Raw genomic sequence first — 19,195 nt, 5'->3', positions numbered from 1 at the left:
CGAAACGTCATCGTATTGAAACGTTTAAATACATGACTCTGCACAGCGCCTTCTCAACCACCGAGGAGAACCGCATGGCAAGAACCGTCCGGATGATCGCCGCCACCGTCCTGGCCGCGATCGTCGCCACTCCCCTCCCCGCCTTCGCGTCGCCGGTTTCCGCGGCCCCGGAGAGCGCTCTTCGGACCGCTCACTGGATCTGGTTCCCCGAGTCGAGTCAGCCGGGTACTCGCTATCTCCAGCGCACCTTCACCGCACCTCAGCAGAGCACCACGGCAGAACTCGACATCACCGGCGACGACACCGTCGACGTCTGGCTCAACGGGACCTGGCTGGCGGGCTCACCGCGTACCCCCAGCTCCTGGAAGACCGCACTGCACGTCGACCTGGCGGCAGCCCTCAAGCCCGGACCGAACACCCTGCTGGTCGCCGCCCGCAATGCCGCCGGTGATGCCGGCGTCCTCGGCCACCTCCGGGTTGCGGGACCGGGCAGCAGGCTCGACCTGGTCACCGACGCGTCGTGGCAGGCCGCGAATTCCGTGCCGCAGGCGTGGGTCCCGGCCAAGGACCTCGGTTTGTACGGCAGGAAGCCGTGGGGCCGCAACGTCAGCCTCGCCCGGACAGCGGCTCTGGCGCCGACCCTCGTCGGCGGGCTCACCACCGAGCGCCAGACCAACCCGCTGGGCATCGCCGCGGCGAAACCGCGCTTCGGCTGGAAGCTGCTCTCCGCGGCGAAAGGCCAGCTCCAGGGCCGCTACCAGGTGGTTGTAGGCACGAAACCGGGTGCGAAAGACGTCTGGGACAGCGGCCAGGTCGCCTCGCAGCAATCCGTGGACATCGCGTACGCGGGACCCGCACTGGCGAAGGACCGCACGTACTACTGGCGCGTGCGCGTCTGGGATGCCCAGGGCCGCGCGAGTGCGTGGAGCACCAGCGCGCGTTTCGACACCGCTCTGGCGGCGTGGTCGGCCGACTTCATCGGGGACCCCGGCACGGCGAACCTCACCGGCGCCAACTGGATCTGGTACCCGGAAGGTGACCCCGCCACCAGCGCGCCGGCCGCCACCCGTTACTTCCGGCGCACGTTCGACCTGGCGGAGGTCAAGCGCAGCACGCTCGTCGTGACCGGCGACGACACCGCGGACGTCTGGGTCAACGGCGTCCAGGTCACCACGTCGCGCCGGGTCACCGACTCGTGGAAACGAGCGACCACGATCGACGTGACCGCGCAGCTGCGTGCGGGTAGCAACACCGTCGCGATCGCCGCCACCAACACCACCGAGGGTCCGGCAGGTCTGCTGGCCAAGCTCGAGTCGATCAGTACGGATGCCAGCTGGAAAGCCGCGCAGACCGCCCCGGACGGCTGGCAGCAGAACGGCTTCGACGACAGCGCCTGGCCCGCAGCGTCGGTCCTCGCCGCGAACCCCGGCGGCCCGTGGGGCGACCAGGTCACGGTGCCCAACCCGGCGCCGCGGCTCGCGAAGACGTTCACGGTCGCCAAGAAGGTCACCCGCGCGCGGCTGTTCGCCACCGCGCTGGGCCTGCACGAGACGTACCTCAACGGCGCGAAGGTCACCCAGGAGCGGCTCGCCCCCGGCTGGACCGATTACAACAAGCGCCTGCAGTACCGCGAGTACGACGTGACGGCCGCGCTCAAGCAGGGCTCCAACGAGCTGTCCGCGCTGGTCGGCAACGGCTGGTACGCGGGCAACATCGGCTTCGCGGGGACCCACGTCTACGGGGCTTCGCCGTGGTACTCCGCCCAGCTCAGCGTGGAGTATGCGGACGGGTCGCGCGCTGATGTGCGTACCGACGGATCATGGTCCTCGACCGCGAGCACCATCGTGGCCGACGATCTCTATCACGGTGAGGATCAGGACGCCCGCATCGCGGGTGGTCAGGGCAGGGCCGTGACCGTACGCACGGCAGCCCAGCCAAACCTCGTCCCCCAGGTCGACCCGGGCGTCACCGTGCAGCAGGAACTGCGGCCCGTCGCCCTGACCCAGCCGAAGCCGGGCGTGTGGATCGCCGACCTCGGCCAGAACTTCACCGGCTGGAACCGGCTCAAGGTCAACGGCCCGGCCGGCACCCGGGTGACCCTGCGCCACGGTGAGATCCTCAACGCCGACGGCACGCTCTACACGACCAACCTGCGCGCGGCCCAGGCCACCGACACGTTCACGCTCAAGGGCGGCGGAATTGAAACGTTCGAGCCGCATTTCACCGTCCACGGCTACCGCTACGTCGAGCTGACCGGATTCCCCGGGACGCCCACCGCGGACAGCATCACCGGCCTCGCCGCCTGGACCGACGGCGCGAAGACCGGCGACTTCGAGACCAGCGACCCGCTCGTGAACCAGCTGCAGAGCAACATCCTGTGGGGCGCGCGCTCCAACATGCTGTCGATCCCGACCGACTGCCCGCAACGTGACGAGCGGCTCGGCTGGACCGGCGACATCGCGGCGTTCGGCGCCACGTCCACGTTCAACTTCGACACCCACGGGCTGCTCACCAAGTTCGTCGACGACCTCGTGGACGCGCAGCACAGCGACGGCTCGTTCACCGACGTCGCACCCGACGTGCTGGGCGGCTCGGGCAAGGCCGGCTGGGGCGACGCGGGCGTCGTGGTGCCGTACGTGATCTGGCAGCGCTACGGCGACCTGTCCGCCGCCGACAAGCACTTCGCCGCGCTCGCCAAGTGGGTCGAGTATCTGCGTAGCACCTCGGGCGCCGACCTGATCCGCAACCACGAGACCTTCGGCGACTGGCTCAACGTCGACGACAACACCGCCAACGACCTGACCAGCACCGCGTTCTTCGGCTGGTCGACACGGCTCGTGGCCCGGATGGCGGCGGCAACCGGCCGCACCGCCGACGCCGCCCGCTACAACACGCTCGCCGACCAGATCGGGGCAGCGTTCACGGCGAAGTTCGTCGCCGCGGACGGCACCGTCGGCAGCAACAGCCAGACCGGCTACGTGCTCGCCCTCGCCTTCGGGCTCGTCCCCCCGGACCGGCAGCAGGCGGTCGCCGACAAACTCGCCGCGAAGGTGGCCTCCCGCAACGGGCACCTCTCGGTCGGCTTCATGGGCGTCGAGAACCTCCTCCCGGTCCTCGCCGACCACGGCCACCTCGACACGGCGTACCAGATCCTGCAGCAGCCGGACTACCCCGGCTGGGGCTACATGAACTCCCGCGGGGCCACCACCATCTGGGAACGCTGGGACGGCATCCGCCCCGACGGCACCCTGCAGGACCCCGGCATGAACTCCTTCAACCACTACGGCCTCGGCTCGGTCGGCGACTGGCTCTACCGCACGGTCGGCGGCATCGCCCCGGCCACCCCGGGCTACCAGCAGCTCACCCTGGCGCCCCGGCCCGGCGGCTCGCTCACGCAGGCGACGACTTCCTTGACCACGTCGTACGGCCAGACGCGTACACAATGGAGTCGTAGCGGCACGACGCTGACCCTCAAGGTCACCGTCCCGCCGAACACCACGGCAACCGTCCAGGTCCCGGCCTCGTCAGCGGCCGCGGTCACGGCCCCGCCCGAAGCGGTCGCCCAGGGCTACAGCTCCGGCACGGCCTCTTACTCGCTCGGCTCCGGCACGTACACCTTCACCGCCTCCTGACGAGTGTGGCCCGCGTGCTCCGGCACGCGGGCCACTACCGTCCTTGCTTGCGCCAGCTTCGAGGGTTGGAGAAGGCCGACTTCGAGCGGAACCGACCCGGGTGGTCGCGGTGCCGTCGCCGGCGTCCGCAGCAGCAGCCCGGGTATCTCGGGGCGACCAGCCGGCCCTCCCGATCGGCGGCACCGGGCGCCAGGATCGTAGGAACCTCGATGGTCCGCTTCCAGAGCCACGCGTGATCGAGCGCGAAGCTGAGCTGCGACGTCATGCGATCAGACTTCCATCAATGCCGATCCGCGCGCCACCGTTATTTCGGGGCCGCTGTATACAACAGGTTCTCAGCCACTTCACAACATCTCGACGCATAGTGGGGAGGTAGTTACGGCTCTCTGGAGGAAATTGTGGGTCCCCTGCTTGCTCTGATCAGCTTCGTGTTGCTGCTGGTGCAGCTGCTGCTGGTCGTTCGCGCGATCCTGGACTGGAGCGTGACGCTGGCGGGCCCGAGCATGCCGGGCTCGTTCCGCTCGCGGCTGACCCGTGGGGTCTATGCGCTGACCGAGCCCATTCTGGCCCCCGTCCGCCGGGTGATTCCCCCGCTGCGCGCCGGCGGTGTCGCGATCGACCTGTCGTTCATCGTGGTGTTCCTGGCGATCGTGCTCATCCGGTCTTTCATTCTCTGAAAGCTCTGACCTCTGAAAGCTCTGACCTCTGAAAGCTCTGACCTCTGAAAGCTCTGGCGATGATCTATCGTCCTCCGAATGCCCGACGTACGGATTGTCCAGCTGCCGGTTGACACCTTCGACGCCCTGAGCCGGGGTGACCTGGCCGGGGCGAACGAAACCAGCCCGGTCCCCCTGAGCGAGTATCTGGCGAGCCCCGAGAACACGAGCGTCTGGTCGCGGCGTTACCGCCAGGTACTCGCCGAGCCGGCGGACGGCGCGTGGGTCACCGGTGCGATCTGGGACATGGAGGAACAGGTCACCGTGGGTCGCGCCGGTTATCACTCCGCGCCCGTCGACGGGACCCTGGAGATCGGGTACGCCGTCGACCCCGCCTTCCGCCGCCGTGGCTATGCCCGCGCGGCCTTGCAGGAACTGCTCGAACGGGCAGCTCAGGAGCCCGGCGTACGCACGGTCCGGCTCACCATCGCGCCCGGCAACGTAGCGTCGATGTCCCTGGCCGGGCAGTTCCCGTTCCGGACGGTCGGCGAGCAGTGGGACGATGAGGACGGTCTTGAGATAATCCTGGAAATGGATGTGTGAGGATGTCGCACTAAGATCGTTCGTGGACGGTCGTCGTCCAGGGGTGGGGGAAACGTGAGCAGCGCCGCGGACCGCTTTGACACGACCGTTGCCCACCCCGCCCGGCGTTACAACTACTGGCTGGGTGGCAAGGACAACTTCGCCGCCGACCGGGCCTCCGGGGACGCGATCGAGGCGGCCATGCCGAGCATCCGGCTGATGGCGATCGAGAACAGAATGTTCCTGGGCCGGGCCGTGGAATACCTCGCCGGCCAGGGCGTGCGGCAGTTCCTGGACATCGGCACGGGCATCCCGGCGCCGGGCAACACGCACGAGGTCGCCCAGGCGATCCAGCCGTCGACCCGCACGGTCTACGTCGACAACGACCCGATCGTGCTCACCCACGCCCGCGCGCTGATCACGAGCGGTCCGGAGGGCTCGATCAGCTACCTCGACGCCGACCTGCGCGAGCCCGGCCAGATCCTCGGTCACCCGGAACTGGCCGCGACGCTGGACTTCACCCAGCCGATCGCGTTGCTGCTGGTCGCCGTCCTGCACTTCATCCGTGACGATGAGGACCCGCAGGGCATCATCGACAAGCTGGTCGGCGCGCTGCCACCGGGCAGTTACGTGGTCGCCTCGCACGCCACCTGGGAATACCAGTCCGCGAAGGCGATCGCCGAGCTCACCGCGAACAACCCGGACGGCCGGTTCGTCCCGCGCACCGGCGACCGGTTGCGCGAGCTGATGCACGGGCTCGACTTTCTCGACCCCGGTCTGGTGTCGGTGTCCCGCTGGCGCGCGGACGGGGAGCCCCAACCCCGCCCGCGCATCGAGGACGTCTCCTGCAACGGCGTCGTCGCCCGCAAGATCTAGTCGTTACGCGCTGCCTCAGGCCCGGTGATCCGCCGGAGCAGGGGCAGCGTCGAGGCGATCACCGCCAGGGACAGCAGCACGCCGAGGATCACCGTGACGTAGAAGGTGACGCCGGGGGACCGCAGCGGCAGGTGCATCTGGGCGGTCAGGAACAGGTGCGCGCAGAGCAGTCCCGCACCCACGGCGACCAGGGCCGCCGTCAGCAGTGGGGTCGCGCTTTCCAGGGCCACCACCCGGCGCAGCATGCTGAGCGGAACCCCGGTCAGCCGCAGGACACTGAACGGTCGCCGGCGTTCGGCCAGGCCACCGGCCACGTTCACGGCGAGGCTCAGTCCGGCGAGCACGAGTGACGCCAGCACCACCACGTTGGCCAGCCGCTTCCACCCGTCGAGAACGCGGGTCGTGTCCGCCTGCCAATCGGCGTCGGTGATGGGACCCCACCGCAACGGGTACGCGTTGCCGAGAACCGTCCGCGCCCGCTCGACCGACGCCGTCGTACCGTCGGTGCCGACGATCAGTGACGTAGCCGGCAGGGCCGTGAGCTGCTCCGGCGTGTAGTCGGCGGTCGGCCACGCGGTCCGCCACTCCGCGGGCCACGGGTCCTGCATCGCCCGCGCGTCCGTCATCACCCAGGCTGTCTTCGCACCGGGTTTGCAGGGCGTGAGGCCCGGCACCCGCGCGAGCTCGGCGCAGGACGCGAGCGACTCCAGGGTGAAACCGCCGGGTCCCTCCGCCTTGACGCCTTCCGGTGCCGTCCGCACCACCGCCGCCGTGCCGGGGAGACCGGCCGGGATGACCGTGCCGGTCGGGGCGTGTTCGCGGTCGCGGAAGAGCAGGGCCATCAGCTCGGTGCTGCCCGGGCTGTCGTCCGGGCGATCCGCGTCGGCGGCGACCGTGCCCATCACACCGACCGCCACGCTGGTCACGAACAGGGCGAGCACGAGACCGCTCACCGCTCGGAAGCCGGCCGCCGGGTTGTCGGCGAGACGCCGCGCGGCGATCAGGGCTGCCGGGCGGCGGGCCCGCGAGGCGAGCAGCCGGGCCGCGGCCATGGTCAGCCACGGTCCCGCGATCACCAGCCCGATCATCACGATCAGGATGCCCGGGACGAACGCCAGCACCTGACCGTTCGACGTCTCCGGCCGTCGGCCGATGAAGAACGCCAGCTCGGCGAGGCCGAGGACGAGCGGGATCAGCCGGTACGCCCGTGGCGGCCTGGGCGTGCCACGCCGGGTCACCCCCAAAGGCGATATGTGTACGCGTCTCAGCGCGAACCTCGCCGCCAGCGCGGACGCCACGGGCACGCCCACCGCCACCCCGAGCACACCCCACCAACCCGGTGACAGGTCGGACGGGAACATGGGCGAACCGCTGAACGGGATCGCGGCCAGCCGGTCGCGTACCAGATAGAAGATCACGAAGCCGGCGGCGGTCCCGGCGAGCGACGACACCGTGGCCTCGACCGCCGAGACGATCGCGACCTGGCGCGGGGTGGCACCGACCAGCCGCATGGCCGCGAACCGCTGCTCGCGCCGGGCCGCCGCGAGCCGGGTGGCCGAGCCGACCAGGATGAGCAGCGGGAAGATCAGGGCGAGCGCGACGACGGACAGGATCAGAAGGAGCCCGTTCGCCGGGATGCCCGCATAACAGCCGGACGGGCAGTCGCGGGGCCCGATGTCCGGGAACGAGGCGACCCGGACGGCACCGTCGCGCTGCGCGAGCTCCTCCGGCGTGTGCCCGACGACGGCGATGAGGGAATCCGGTGCGGGCAGTGCGGCGTCCCCGATCGTGCCGGCCAGCCGGCCCGCGAGGCGGTCCTTCAACTGGGCGTCCGGCGTGGAAGCCAGCAGGTCCCGCAGAGCGGGCGAGGCGTAGAACTCCCCCGGCCCCGGCAGCCGGGGCAGGCCCGGTGGCACGGGCGCGCCGGGCCCGGCGGCGGCTGTGTCGATTCGGGCGAGCGTGCTCTGCGCGTACATATCGATGTGGAGATCCCACCAGAGCGGGCCGTCGGCCACAGGTGTCATGTCCGCGTTGGCCCAGTCGAAGCGGTCGCTCTGCTTGACCACACCGGACATCCCGCCGACGGCCGTGAGCAGCATGGCCACCCCGAGCGCCACGGCGACCGCGATGAGTGTGAGCCGCAGCGCAGCCTCGCGCCCACCGGCCAGCGTGAGCCGCAGCCCGAACCGGATCATGTCGAGGCCGCCAGGCTGTGCACCCGGCCGTCACGCACCACGACTTCACTGTCCGCGTACGCCGCGACGCGCGGCTCGTGGGTGACCACGACAACCGTCGTCCCCTCCGCCCGCGCGGAGGTCACCAGCAGCTCCATGACCTGCTCGCCGGTGAGCGAGTCGAGCGACCCGGTCGGCTCGTCCGCGAACAGCACCCGCGGTTTGGCGACCAACCCCCGTGCCAGCGCGACGCGCTGAGCCTGGCCGCCGGAGAGCTCCCCCGAACGCCGTCCCCCGAGCCCGTCGAGCCCGAGCCGCGGAAACCACTCCCGCGCCTCCCGCACAGCCGCCGCCCTGCGCACCCCGCCGAGCAGCAACGGAAGCGCGACGTTCTCCTCCGCGGTCAGCTCCGGCACCAACTGCCCGAACTGGAACACGAACCCGAACTGGTCCCGCCGCAACGCGCTGCGCTCGTTCTCCCCCATCGCATCGAGGCGCCGCCCGGCAAAGCTCACCACCCCCGAATCCGGCACCAGAATCCCGGCCAGGCAGTGCAGCAGGGTGGACTTCCCGGACCCGCTCGGCCCCATGATCGCCAGCACCTCCCCCTCCCCGACCGCAAGATCGGCCCCCCGCAGGGCAGGCGTGCTCCCGAACGACAGCGTGACACCCTCCGCACTGAGCAGGCTCATCGCCGAACCTCCTTGGCCAGCGCGTCCAGCCGCGACGAGGTCAGCTCGATCCACCGCAGATCGGCCTCCAGATGAAACAGCCCATGATCCGCGAGCAGCCCGTCGACCAGCGCCCCCGACCGCTTGACCTCGGTCAACTCCCGCATCCGTTGCAGATGCGCCGCCCGCTGCCGATCCAGATATTCCGCTGCCGGCCGCTCCAGCATCAACGCCAGCGTCACCTTGGCGAACAACACGGTCTGCAGATGCGGCTCCGGCTCCACCGGCTGCACCAGCCAGGCGTCAACCTCCGTCGCCCCGGCATCGGTGATCACATACTGCTTACGATCGGGCCCGTCCCCCGGCCCCACCTCGCTGACCACCACTTTCCCGTCCCGCGTCAGCCGGGCCAGCGTCGAATACACCTGTCCGAAGGAAAGCGGCTTACCCCGACCGAAAATCGCGTCGTAGTCCCGCTTGAGGTCATAACCATGGCTGGGCTCCCGCTCGAGCAACCCCAGCAACGTCAGAGGCACCGTCATGCCGGGAACTATACGCTCGGCGTATACGCCGAGAGAATACTAAACCCGGCGGAACCTGAAATCAGCGTGCACCAAGACCCCGTCGACCACCTCTCCGTACGCCCAGAAGTCCAGGTCATCGTGATAGACAACGCTGTCCCCGGCGATCCAGAAATTCCCCCGGTACGCATGCCTGCGCCCGTTCCGCGTCTCGTCGTAGCGCCCGTCCGGCGTCAACTCCTGGACTACGCGGGCTCGCTCGTCGCTCCAGACCCCGACATGCGGGCTGTCGCAGGGCCCGGGCACCGGCTCGCCGTACTGGAACGACACGTCCTTGGGCCACCAGATCTGCGACACGAGCGGGCCGGTCCTGACGCCATCGAGCACCACAAAGCTGGCGAGGCTCCCGGGAGCAGTAGGCATGATGGTCACCGGCCGATCAAATGACTTCATGGCCCAACCCTGCCAACCCGGCCCTCCTCTCAGCCAGGGTCCGGCCCACCCACCCTCGCGGAAGGCATGACAAATGTCAGTGGCTGAGTGAGTGCTCGCTCATTAAGCTCCACGTGTGGGGTCTTCTGAGCGGGTGCGGCGGCGGCGGGTGGCGCCGATGGCGGCTGAGGATCGGCGGGCGGCGCTGATCTCGGCAACCTTGCCGTTGCTGCGGGAGTTCGGGTTGGAGGTCAGCACCCGGCAGATCGCTGCGGCGGCCGGGGTGGCTGAGGGGACGATCTTCGGGGTCTACTCCGACAAGAATTCGCTGCTGGTGGACGTTCTCATGGATGCCCTCGACCCTGATTCGACGCTCCAGGCGATCAGGGCGATCGACGCCGGGAAGACCTTGCGGGTGCGGCTGGCTGAGGCTGCTGAGCTGGTCAATGAGCGTTTTACACAGAATGCGCAGCTGATGACCGCGGCGCGGAAGCTGGTGTTCATGTCCGGGGCTCATCCGGAGGCCGCTGCCCGGATGGGTGCGTCGCGGGGGCAGTTGCAGGCTGCGCTCGCTGAGCTTGTTCTGCCCGACGCGGCTGTGCTGCGCCGGGCGCCCGATGCCGTTGCCGGGTTGTTTTTGCTCTTCTGCGGTGGCAATGCGTTCGGGCCGTTCGGGGATCCCGATCATTTTGACGGCGAGGAGCTGGTCTCACTGCTCCTCGACGGTCTGCTCATCCGTCCTTCCATCGACCACGGGGGTGCCTGACAGGTGCTGATCCGACTGTTACGCGAGCGGCTCCGGCCGTACGGAAGATCGATCTTTCTGGTCGTGTTCTTCCAGTTCGTCGCCACGCTGGCGACGCTCTATCTGCCGACTCTCAACGCGGACATCATCGACAACGGTGTGGTGCCCGGCGACACGCATTACGTGATGATGGTCGGCGCCGAGATGCTCGGCATCACGCTGGTGCAGATCCTGGCGCAGATCACGGCCGTCTACTTCGGGGCGCGGACGGCCATGGCTGTCGGGCGGGATCTGCGGGGGGCGATCTTCTCGCAGGTCATGCGGTTCTCGACGCGGGAGGTCGGGCAGTTCGGGGCGCCTTCGCTGATCACCCGGACGACGAACGACGTCCAGCAGGTGCAGATGCTGGTGCTGATGACCTTCCTGCTGATGGTCTCCGCGCCGATCATGTGTGTGGGCGGCATCCTGCTCGCGCTGCACCAGGACGTGCCGCTGTCCGGGCTGCTGCTGGTGATCGTGCCGATCCTGCTCGTCGTGGTCGGGGTGCTCATCTCGATCATGCGGCCGCTGTTCCGGACGATGCAGGTGCGCATCGACAAGGTCAACCGGATCATGCGGGAGCAGATCACGGGCATCCGGGTGATCCGGGCGTTCGTGCGCGACGAGCGGGAGCAGGTCCGGTTCGGCGGGGCCAACACCGAGCTGACCGACGTGTCGCTGCGGGTCGGGCGGGTGATGGCGGCGATGTTCCCGACCGTGCTGCTCATCGTGAACCTGTCGAGCGTGGCCGTGCTGTGGTTCGGCGGGCATCGCATCGACGACGGGGCCATGCAGGTCGGGGCGCTGACCGCGTTCCTCAGCTACCTGATGCAGATCCTGATGGCGATCATGATGGCCACGTTCATGTTCGTCATGATCCCCCGGGCCGAGGTGTGTGCCGAGCGCCTCGAGGAGGTGCTGGGGACCGCTCCGTCCGTACACATCGCGGCGGAGCCGGTCACCGAGCTGGAGCGGCACGGCTTCCTGGAGCTGCGCGGGGTCGACTTCCACTACCCCGGTGCCGCGGCTCCGGTCCTCAGCGGGGTCGCCCTGACGGCGCGGCCGGGCGAGGTGACAGCGATCATCGGGAGTACGGGCGCCGGCAAGACCACGCTGCTCAATCTCGTGCCGCGGCTGTTCGACGCGACCGGGGGCGACGTGCTCGTCGACGGGGTGAACGTGCGGGAGCTGGCACCGGCGCTGCTGTCGAAGGTCGTGGGGCTGGTGCCGCAGAAGCCGTACCTCTTCACGGGCGACGTGGCGTCGAACCTGCGCTACGGCAATCCGGACGCCACCGACGAGGAACTGTGGGCGGCGCTGGACGTCGCGCAGGCCCGGGGCTTCGTCGAGCGGATGGAGGGCGGGCTGCACGCGCCGATCGCCCAGGGCGGCACGAACGTGTCGGGTGGTCAGCGGCAACGGCTCGCGATCGCCCGGGTGCTGGTGCAACGCCCGGAGATCTACCTGTTCGACGACTCGTTCTCGGCGCTGGATTACGCGACGGACGCCGCGCTGCGGGCCGCCCTGGCCGATCAGACCGCCGCCGCGACCGTCGTCATCGTGGCACAGCGGGTCAGCACGATCCGCGACGCCGACCGCATCGTGGTCCTCGACGACGGCCAGGTGGTCGGCACCGGCACCCACGACGAGCTGATGGTCGACAACGAGACGTACCGAGAGATTGTTCTTTCTCAGCTCACTGAGCAGGAGGCGGCGGCATGACCGACTGCACCGAGCTTTTCTCAGCGGTCGCGGCCTATGGCCGGGACAGCGAGGGCCAGAAGGACATGTCCAAGGGAGGCTCAGCATGACGGCACCTCGCAGGCCCGCCGGGCCGCCGATGGGCGGGCCGGGGCGGATGATGGCGGCCGGTGGGCCGCCGGAGAAGTTGCAGGATTTCAAGGGCTCCACGCTGCGGTTGCTGAAGATGCTGCGTCCGCAGCGGATGCTGGTCGCCCTGGTGCTGGCGCTCGGCATCGCCAGCGTGGCCCTGTCGGTGACCGGGCCGAAGATCCTGGGCCGCGCGACCGACATCATCTTCGACGGCATCACCGGCAAGAACCTGGGCGAGGGGCTGCCCGCGGGGGTGACCAAGGAGCAGGTGATCGACCAGCTCCGGGCGCAGGGCGAGACCAACAAGGCCGACATGCTGGCGGGGATGGACGTCGTGCCGGGGCAGGGCATCGACTTCACCAAGCTCGAGCATGTGCTGCTCTGGGTGCTGGCGATCTACGTGCTCGCGTGGGTCTTCGGGGTGCTGCAGGGGCGGCTGACCGCCCGGGTCGTGCAGAACACCGTCTACCAGTTGCGTGAGCAGGTCGAGGAGAAGCTGTCGAGGCTGCCGCTGTCCTACTTCGATCAGCAGGCGCGTGGCGAGGTGCTCAGCCGCGCGACGAACGACACCGACAATATCGCGCAGACGTTGCAGCAGACGCTCGCGCAGCTGGTCACGGCGCTGCTGACCATCATCGGCGTACTCGTGGTGATGTTCTGGATCTCGCCGCTGCTGGCGCTCATCGCGCTGGTGACCGTGCCGCTGTCGTTCTGGATCACCACGAGGATCGGCAAGCGCGCGCAGCCGCAGTTCGTCGCCCAGTGGGCCACCACCGGACGGCTCAACGGGCACATCGAGGAGATGTTCACCGGGCACGCGCTGGTCAAGGTCTTCGGCCGGGACAGCCAGGCGGTGGCGACCTTCGAGGAGCACAACGAGAAGTTGTACGCGTCGAGCTTCAAGGCGCAGTTCATCTCGGGCCTGATCCAGCCGGCCATGATGTTCATCGGCAACCTGAACTACGTGCTGGTGGCCGTCGTGGGCGGGCTGCGGGTGGCGTCCGGTTCGCTGTCGCTGGGTGACGTCCAGGCGTTCGTCCAGTACTCGCGGCAGTTCAGCCAGCCGCTGACCCAGGTCGCCAGCATGTCCAACCTGGTGCAGTCCGGGGTGGCGTCCGCGGAACGGGTCTTCGCGCTGCTGGACGCTCCCGAGCAGAGCCCCGACCCGGTGTCCGCGGGGGTCCGCCCGATCGAGGGCCGGGTCGCGTTCGAGAACGTCTCGTTCCGCTACGTGCCGGAGAAGCCGCTGATCGAGGGGCTGTCGTTCACGGCCGAGCCGGGCCAGACGGTCGCGATCGTCGGGCCGACCGGTGCGGGCAAGACCACGCTGGTGAACCTGCTGATGCGCTTCTACGACGTGTCGTCCGGGCGGATCACGCTGGACGGCGTGGACATCGCCTCGATGCCCCGCGCCGAGCTGCGGGAGCACATGGGCATGGTCCTGCAGGACACGTGGCTGTTCGGCGGCACGATCGCGGAGAACATCGCGTACGGCGCGGACGTCCCGACGCCGGATTCGGTCGCCGAGGCGGCGGAGGCGGCGCATGTGGACCGGTTCGTGCGGTCGCTGCCCGACGGCATGGACACGATGATCGACGAGGAGGGCGGGAACGTCTCGGCCGGCGAGAAGCAGCTGATCACGATCGCCCGGGCGTTCCTCGCCGAGCCGAGCATCCTGATCCTGGACGAGGCCACGAGCTCGGTCGACACCCGCACCGAGGTGCTGATCCAGAAGGCGATGAACACGCTGCGGTCGGGGCGTACGTCGTTCGTGATCGCGCACCGGCTGTCGACGATCCGCGACGCCGACGTGATCCTGGTGATGGAGAACGGCGCGATCGTCGAGCAGGGCACGCACGACTCGCTGATCGCGGCCGACGGGGCGTACGCCCGGCTGTATTCCGCGCAGTTCGCGCAGGCCGCCGTCGAGGTGGAGTAACGCGAAATGGGGCGGCCCGTCAGGGCCGCCCCATTTGTGAAACCCGTTGTTACTTGACGCTGACCCGCACGCTCGTGGAGGTGTTGGTCAGCAGGCCGACGTCGCCGTCGCCGTAGATCGTCGCCCGGAAGAGCGCCGACTTGCCCGAAGCACCGTTGATGGTCTTCGTGAACTGCCCGGCGGCGTTGATGATGCCCGTGCCGACCGTGGTCCAGGATCCGTCGCTGTTGGCCCGGATGACCCGCACCCGCAGGCCGCGGACCTTCGGGTCACCGACGACCTTCAGGTTGACCTTGCCCTTGCTGGTGGAGGTGACCGTGAAGTCCGGGTCCTCCTTCAGGTTCACCTTGATGGTGTCGGACTCGATGTCACCGTTCGACACCTTGAACCACCAGCCGGTGGTGGTGAAGTCCGGCGAGAACGAGAACGCCCCGCTGGCGGAGGCCTTCGTGGTGCCCAGGTTCTCCCAGTCAGCGGCGTCGTCGCTGCCGACGGCCCTGCCCCACAGGGTCAGGTCGGCGGCGGCCGGAGCCGTGCCGTTGAGGCGCAGCGAACCGACACCGAGCCGGAAGCTGGCGGCCGACTCGAGAGTGAGGTCGTCGTCAGCGGGCGGCGGCGTGGTCGGGCCGGTGGACGGGCCACCGGACGACGGCGGCGTGCTCGGTCCGCCCGTGCTGGACGTGATCGTGATGATGCCTTCGGTCACGGTCGCGGTGTTGCCGATGCCGCTACCGGTCGCGATGATCGTCTCGGCCGGCTCGCTGACGGTGTCGGCGAGCAGCTTGATGTCCGCCACCGGGATGACCGTGTTGTTCGGCGTGCCGTAGTCGATGTCGATGACCTTGACACCCGGGTTCTCGAAGTCGGCCGCCGTGGCAGCGACGCTGCCCTTCGACGAGCCGCCCGCGAAGGTCACGGCGACCTGGGCGGAACCCTGACGCTGGCCGGTCACCGTGCCGGTCACCGCGACCGTGGTGCCCTCCGCGCCGGAGATGCTGTTGACCTCCAGGTCCGGGACCTTGTCGTCGTTCTCGAGGGTCACCTTGGCCGTCTTGACCGCCGCACCCGTCGAGAGATAGGTGTTGTTGGTGGTCGGCGTGGCCTTGAGCGCGATGATCTCGTTCTCTTCGTTGACCGTGTCACCGTTGATCAGCAGCACCGGGTAGCCGTTGACCTGCTCGGCCGGGATCGTGACCGTGCCGTTCAGCAGCGTGTAGTCGTTGCCGCCGGGGGCGTTGGGGTTGCCGTTGAAGCTGATCGGGCCGTCGGTGGCCGGGTTGGTCGCCGACGGGGTGTCGTTGGCCACGGCGACGGTGATGTCGTGGTCGGAGGCGTTGCTCAGCATGATCGGGGTGAGCAACGCCTGGGTGTCGTTGCCCTCCTTCAGCGACTTGTCCGCGAAGACCAGGGTCGGCGCGGCGTCGTCGTCGAGGATCTTGATCACCCGGTTGGTACCCGGGTCGCTGAGGTCGAGCGACAGGTCGCCGCTCGACTGGCTCAGCTGCAGCTGCAGCGTCTCGCCGTCGGTCGCCGACTGGGTGCCGTTGGTGCTGCCCTCGTCGATCGTGTCACCGATGATCTCGACGGTGAACGTCTGCGAGGTCACCCCGGGCGCGAAGGTCAGGGTGCCGTTCTTGGTCACGAAGTCGGTGCCGGGCAGCGCGTAGCCGATGCCGGAGCCGTCCGCCGCGGTCTTCCAGTCGACCTTCACCGTCTGGGTGGAGGCCGCGCTGAGCGTCGCGGTGAAGGTCGCCGTGGAGCGGCCCGTGTTGCCCTCGGTGACGCTCGCGGGTGCGATCGTCACCTTCGGCGCGTCCTTGCCCTGCGTGATCGTCCCCGTCTTCTGGATCGGGGTGCCCAGCGTGGCGTTCACCGGGGTCTTCAGCAGGACGTCGAACGTCTCGTCGGGCTCGTTCAGGTTGTCCTTGAGCGTCTGGACCGCGATCGAGCTGGTGGTCTGCCGGGCCGGGATCGTCACCGTCCGGGTCGCCGGGTAGGTGAAGTCCGCGCCGGGCGTGGCCGCGGTGGTCACGGGGCTGGTGGCCACCGAGTCCCAGCCGACCGTGATCTCCTTCTCGGAGCCGTGGTCCAGCGACAGGCCGAAGCTGAGCGTGCTGCCCTCGGCGACGCTACCGCCACCGGTGAGGGTCACGACCGGGGTCGTCTGGGCGTCCTTGATGTTGACCGTGGCCGAGGCGCCGGCGGAGTTCGCGGGCTGGATGACCCCCGCCGACGTGCTGTTCACCGTGAAGTTCTCGATGTCGGCCGTGTCGCTGACATTGTCGTTGGCGATGTTCACCGTGGCCGTACCGGAGATCTGGTTCGCCGGGATGGTCAGCGTAGCGGCCGACAGCGTCGTGTAGTCGGTGCCGGACTTCGCCGTGCCGTCGACCGTGTTGAGCGTGATGACGGTGTCGGTGCTCGACTTACGGTTCAGGGTCGCCGTGATCGTCGCCTGCGCGTTGGCGGCTTCGGTGACCGGGTTCGGCGAGGCGGCCAGCGTGTACGTCGGCACAGCGTCGGCGTCCACGATGGTGCCGGTCTCGGTGCCGTAGTTCGAGCCGTCCACGGAGGCCGTCAGGATGACGGTCTCGTTTCCGCCCTCGTAGGTGGTGTCAGCGACGGTGGTGACCGTGATGGTGGCCGTGTCGCCGGCCGCCACGGTGACCGGTGTCGCCGGCGAGAAGGTGAAGTCAGCGGGGTTCGCCGCGGTGCCCGTGAAGACGAGGCCGACGCTGTGCGACGCGATGTCGGTGTTCTTGACCGTGAAGACGAGGTTGCCGCCCTCGGTGACGCTGGCGGTCGTCGCTGCCACGGTGATGTAGCCGTGGGCGTCAGCCTCCGCGGGTGAGCCGAGCATGACGACCGACCCCAGGCCGAGCACACCGGCGACTGCGGCCGCGAGGATCGTCTTGGCCGACTTGGGACCACGCAGCACGAACGGTACCGAGCCGCTCTTGGCCGCATGGGCTGATGAATAGCGCATGTGTTTCTGTCTCCTTCGGCGGCTGGGCCGCCTCCCGCTCGGGAGGTCCCTGGCTTTGCGTCCCCGCCTTACGGCGGGTTTGCCTTTCTCGGAGCCGCACGCGACGGCTGGTGGCGCACGCCTTGAGCGCGGGGACAAAGCTCGCACTTGGGAACTGCGCCGACCGTACTGTAACCAGGGAATTAGGGCGGTGTGGGTGAATTGGGTTTTTCGCCTGGATAGCCAGCAAGACCCGATTATTCCGTTTAATTAACGCCTGAACACGTGTTTTGTCCGTCTCGGCGAGCGCAGAGCCCCCAGCCAGGAGAGCAGCGCCACCAGCATCAGAGCCGCCAGGAACGGCCCACCAGCTCCCGGCGGATATCTACGCACCCCGGGGCCGAGCCCGAGCGGCCGCATGACGAAGAGCGACCGGAATACGAGGAAGAAATAGCCTTCGGGGAAGAGTTTTTGCGCGTCGTCCGGCGCTCCCTTGTCGAGCCGGGCGCGTAGAAAGGTCAGCTGCGGGCGTACCCCTGCGGGATCCTGGGGCGCGACCAGCCGCACGGCCGAGAGCAGGGCGATGAGCGTGACCACGACGGCAGCGACCCTGCGAACCATGCGCTCGCTCCAGGAAGTGGCATCCACCTGCGGAGTTCTCCTGTAGTTCGCCGGGGCGCCAACATCACGTCGTTTACAACTGATGCGGTGTTGCGCATGAATGCACTTCGTCAACTCCGCGGCCGCCGTGCCGCAGTGGTGCTCGCCGCGGCCGCCATCGTGGCCGTGCCGACGGTCGCCCTGGCCGGTGACTCGCACCCGGACAAGACCCAGGCCGCCAAGCAGGCGATCAAGGGCGGTAAGGCCCGCAACGTGATCCTGCTGATCGGCGACGGTATGGGCGACAGTGAGATCACGATCGCGCGCAACTACCAGGTCGGCGCGGCCGGCCGGCTCGCCATGGACACGCTCCCGCTGACCGGCGCGTACACCACGTACGCCGTGCAGAAGGCCAGCCCGAACCTGCCGGAGTACGTGACCGACTCGGCCGCGTCCGGCACCGGCTGGGCGACCGGCCACAAGACGTACAACGGCGCCATCTCGGTCACCCCCGACGAGAAGCCGAAGCCGACCATCCTGGAGCTGGCCAAGGCCGCCGGTTTCCGGACGGGCGACGTCACCACCGCCGAGCTGCAGGACGCCACCCCGGCTGTGCTCGGCTCGCACGTCATCAACCGTGACTGCAAGGGCCCGGACGCGATGGCCACCTGCGCGGTCAACGACAAGGTCAACGGCGGAGCCGGCTCGATCGCCGAGCAGCTCGTGCAGACCAGGCCGGACGTCCTGCTGGGCGGTGGCAAGCAGTACTTCGACCAGACCGTCAAGGCCGGCAAGTACAAGGGCCTCACTGTCGCGCAGCAGGCGCAGGTCAACGGCTTCCAGATCGTGACCGACGCGGCCGGCCTCGCGGCGGCCAAGCCGAACCAGCCGATCCTGGGCGCCTTCGCCAAGAACAACATGGACCTCGAGTGGACGGGCCCGACCCCCACGCGTACGGGGACCGCGCCGTCGACGTGCGCGACCAACGCCGCGCGTACGGCCACCCAGCCGCACCTGGTCGACATGGCGTCGAAGGCCATCGACGTGCTCGACAAGCAGACGAAGAACAGCCGCAAGGGGTTCTTCCTGCAGATCGAGGGCGCATCCATCGACAAGCAGGACCACGCCGCCAACCCGTGCGGCCAGATCGGTGAGACGGTCGGCTTCGACACGGCCATCAAGAAGGTCCTGCAGTACCAGAAGTCGCACCCGGACACCCTGGTCGTCGTGACCGCCGACCACGGCCACACCAGCCAGATCGTCGAGACCGCGACGCTGGGCTACACCGCGACGCTCACCACGCACGACGGCGCCAACATGACCATCAGCTACGCGACGTCGGAGATCACCGGCTCGCAGCAGCACACCGGCACCGAGGTCCGGATCGCCGCCGGCGGCCCGCAGGCCGCCAACGTGCTCGGCGTGACCAACCAGACCGACCTGTTCTTCACCATGAAGCGGGCACTCGGCGTGAACTGACGCCTCCGCTGAGAAGGGCACGCCTCCCCGCCGGGGGTGTGCCCTTCTTCT

At 68.8% G+C, this 19,195-nt stretch carries 14 protein-coding genes and 1 riboswitch; of the genes, 8 read left to right on the top strand and 6 right to left on the bottom strand.

Annotated features, from left to right (window positions below):
* Positions 1-74: 74 nt before the first annotated feature.
* The 4 genes from Aco04nite_RS23700 to Aco04nite_RS23685 all read left to right on the top strand — a co-directional run bounded on the left by Aco04nite_RS23700 (position 75) and on the right by Aco04nite_RS23685 (position 5,746).
* Positions 75-3,632, top strand: a complete 3,558-nt coding sequence (locus Aco04nite_RS23700) for an alpha-L-rhamnosidase (protein WP_212999443.1) — start codon at positions 75-77, stop codon at positions 3,630-3,632.
* Between the two features lie 398 nt (positions 3,633-4,030).
* Entirely contained in the window at positions 4,031-4,309 is a 279-nt protein-coding gene (locus Aco04nite_RS23695; RefSeq protein WP_212999442.1) for a YggT family protein, read from the top strand.
* 78 nt (positions 4,310-4,387) lie between these two features.
* The gene (locus Aco04nite_RS23690) at positions 4,388-4,891 is read left to right on the top strand and encodes a GNAT family N-acetyltransferase (RefSeq protein ID WP_212999441.1); all 504 of its coding nucleotides are present in this window, start codon (positions 4,388-4,390) and stop codon (positions 4,889-4,891) included.
* A 54-nt stretch (positions 4,892-4,945) separates the two neighbouring features.
* The gene (locus Aco04nite_RS23685; RefSeq protein ID WP_212999440.1) at positions 4,946-5,746 is read left to right on the top strand and encodes an SAM-dependent methyltransferase; all 801 of its coding nucleotides are present in this window, start codon (positions 4,946-4,948) and stop codon (positions 5,744-5,746) included.
* Here Aco04nite_RS23685 and Aco04nite_RS23680 read toward each other — a convergent pair.
* Genes Aco04nite_RS23680 through Aco04nite_RS23665 form a run of 4 tightly spaced genes read right to left on the bottom strand, consistent with a single transcriptional unit; the run spans position 5,743 to position 9,565 of the window.
* Complete coding sequence (locus Aco04nite_RS23680) at positions 5,743-7,941, bottom strand: FtsX-like permease family protein (protein ID WP_212999439.1); 2,199 nt, start codon at positions 7,939-7,941, stop codon at positions 5,743-5,745. The two genes, Aco04nite_RS23685 and Aco04nite_RS23680, sit on opposite strands and share 4 nt — an antisense overlap.
* A complete protein-coding gene (locus tag Aco04nite_RS23675; protein ID WP_212999438.1) occupies positions 7,938-8,612 on the bottom strand; it encodes an ABC transporter ATP-binding protein in 675 nt (224 codons plus the stop codon). Before Aco04nite_RS23675 ends, Aco04nite_RS23680 begins: the two co-directional genes overlap by 4 nt.
* The gene (locus Aco04nite_RS23670) at positions 8,609-9,133 is read right to left on the bottom strand and encodes a PadR family transcriptional regulator (RefSeq protein ID WP_212999437.1); all 525 of its coding nucleotides are present in this window, start codon (positions 9,131-9,133) and stop codon (positions 8,609-8,611) included. The genes Aco04nite_RS23675 and Aco04nite_RS23670 overlap by 4 nt, the downstream gene beginning before the upstream one ends.
* Positions 9,134-9,172: 39 nt before the next feature.
* Positions 9,173-9,565 carry an Atu4866 domain-containing protein gene (locus Aco04nite_RS23665; RefSeq protein WP_212999436.1) on the bottom strand — a complete coding sequence of 131 codons (393 nt, stop codon included), beginning with the start codon at positions 9,563-9,565 and terminating at the stop codon, positions 9,173-9,175.
* A 115-nt stretch (positions 9,566-9,680) separates the two neighbouring features.
* Here Aco04nite_RS23665 and Aco04nite_RS23660 point away from each other — a divergent pair, with 115 nt between their 5' ends.
* The 3 genes from Aco04nite_RS23660 (at position 9,681) to Aco04nite_RS23650 (ending at position 14,100) form a co-directional block, all read left to right on the top strand.
* Positions 9,681-10,310 (top strand): TetR/AcrR family transcriptional regulator, encoded by a 630-nt coding sequence (locus Aco04nite_RS23660; RefSeq protein WP_244876237.1) that lies wholly within the window; start codon positions 9,681-9,683, stop codon positions 10,308-10,310.
* Positions 10,311-10,313: 3 nt separating this feature from the next.
* Entirely contained in the window at positions 10,314-12,050 is a 1,737-nt protein-coding gene (locus tag Aco04nite_RS23655; RefSeq protein WP_212999435.1) for an ABC transporter ATP-binding protein, read from the top strand.
* Positions 12,051-12,135: 85 nt separating this feature from the next.
* On the top strand, positions 12,136-14,100 hold the full coding sequence (locus tag Aco04nite_RS23650) for an ABC transporter ATP-binding protein (protein ID WP_212999434.1): 1,965 nt from the start codon (positions 12,136-12,138) through the stop codon (positions 14,098-14,100).
* Between the two features lie 49 nt (positions 14,101-14,149).
* On the opposite strand, the gene Aco04nite_RS23645 is transcribed toward Aco04nite_RS23650, so the two are convergent.
* Together Aco04nite_RS23645 and Aco04nite_RS23640 are read right to left on the bottom strand one after the other, a co-directional pair.
* Positions 14,150-17,086, bottom strand: coding sequence for a beta strand repeat-containing protein (locus tag Aco04nite_RS23645; RefSeq protein ID WP_212999433.1), 2,937 nt, complete (start codon positions 17,084-17,086; stop codon positions 14,150-14,152).
* 14 nt (positions 17,087-17,100) lie between these two features.
* Positions 17,101-17,180: riboswitch (cyclic di-GMP riboswitch) on the bottom strand.
* Positions 17,181-17,335: 155 nt separating this feature from the next.
* Positions 17,336-17,686, bottom strand: a complete 351-nt coding sequence (locus Aco04nite_RS23640) for a hypothetical protein (RefSeq protein WP_212999432.1) — start codon at positions 17,684-17,686, stop codon at positions 17,336-17,338.
* Between the two features lie 96 nt (positions 17,687-17,782).
* Here Aco04nite_RS23640 and phoA point away from each other — a divergent pair, with 96 nt between their 5' ends.
* A complete protein-coding gene (gene phoA / locus Aco04nite_RS23635; RefSeq protein ID WP_244876236.1) occupies positions 17,783-19,144 on the top strand; it encodes an alkaline phosphatase in 1,362 nt (453 codons plus the stop codon).
* Positions 19,145-19,195: the final 51 nt, after the last annotated feature.

It is taken from the genome of Winogradskya consettensis, from assembly GCF_018332715.1.
GTDB lineage: Bacteria > Actinomycetota > Actinomycetes > Mycobacteriales > Micromonosporaceae > Actinoplanes > Actinoplanes consettensis.
Note: the sequence above shows the minus strand (reverse complement) of the source record. Positions and strands in the feature narration are given on the sequence as shown.